Source organism: Candidatus Obscuribacterales bacterium, assembly GCA_036703605.1.
Classification (GTDB): Bacteria; Cyanobacteriota; Cyanobacteriia; order RECH01; family RECH01; genus RECH01.
Window position 1 is genome coordinate 1 of record DATNRH010000382.1, and the last position, 1,073, is coordinate 1,073.

The 1,073-nt window shown below is 54.7% G+C and carries 1 protein-coding gene; it reads right to left on the minus strand.

What is annotated here, in order from left to right; all coding sequences use genetic code 11:
- Positions 1–1,073, minus strand: a 1,073-nt coding sequence (locus V6D20_07980; GenBank protein ID HEY9815723.1) for a hypothetical protein, incomplete at both ends; no start/stop codon positions are given.

Here is a 1,073-nt window from a genome sequence, read left to right on the forward strand (position 1 = left end):
ACTACCCGCTTGGTGACAGGTGGGGCTGATTGAGCGGCTGGGGCAGATCGAGGGGCTGGCTTGGACGGTTCAGGTTCTGGCATGGGAGCTGCTTTCGGTGGGGGAGCAACAGTATTCTCAGGCATCAGCTCACGGACCTTCTTTTGCTTGATGTCGTCCAACCTTTGGATGTATGGGTTGATCATGCGTTCCCCTACAACACCAGCAAGCACACCGAACACTTCAGCTGCTGTGTTGCGCACGGCAGGAGTCGCGTCATCCATTGCCGTAACGAGAAGTGCACAGAGTGCCTTAAGGCTCTTGAATTGGCGCTGGTGGTGCTTGGGTGTCTTAAAACAGGCCAAGAGCCAACCCCAGGTCTGCTCGCGAACAGTGGGGATTTTTGACTTGCTAGCCTCGGTCACGTCTCCAAGGACATCGTCGGGGACGTTTATGCTCAGGGCCATGTTTAGCATCGTCTCCTGAAGAGCCTTGACAACGGTAGGCTTCTTTTCTTTGAATCGCCCTAGAAGCGGAGCGACGAGCTGCTTAGCATCTGCACTGAAGTCGCGGCGAAGACCAGCGGCTAATTTGCCACAGATAGTGATGGCGTCTTGGCATACGTTAATGTTGATATCCTTGCTTATGATGTGCTGCAGAACTCTGGTAACTTGCCCATAGTCACCAGCTTTCAGGCGGGGGTTGGACGCTAGCTCAAGGAGCTCTGCTGTGGCTTCCTTGCGAAGTTGCCACTTCTTTTCCTCGACTTTCGAGAACCAGTCAGAGTTGAGCTTCGAAAGGATGTCAACTTCTTCCATAAAATCGAAAGGATCGACTTCTTCGGGTTCGGCGGCTTCTTGTGCTGCGGATGACGCCCCAGCCGGGGGCGCTTGATCCTGTTGGCTTCGGGTGTAACGCTCTGGAGCAGCGGGCTTCTGTGATTCTTCGAAGCGCTGGTGTAGCTCTTTAGCCTGAACAGGCTGTAGCTTTTCTACGGACGGTTCTACAGCGCCACCAACCCACCGCTGCAGCTCAGTAACGAAGGCGAAGGCTTCGTCACGCGTTTGCTTGTCACGGTGTCCGAACCAGCTAAC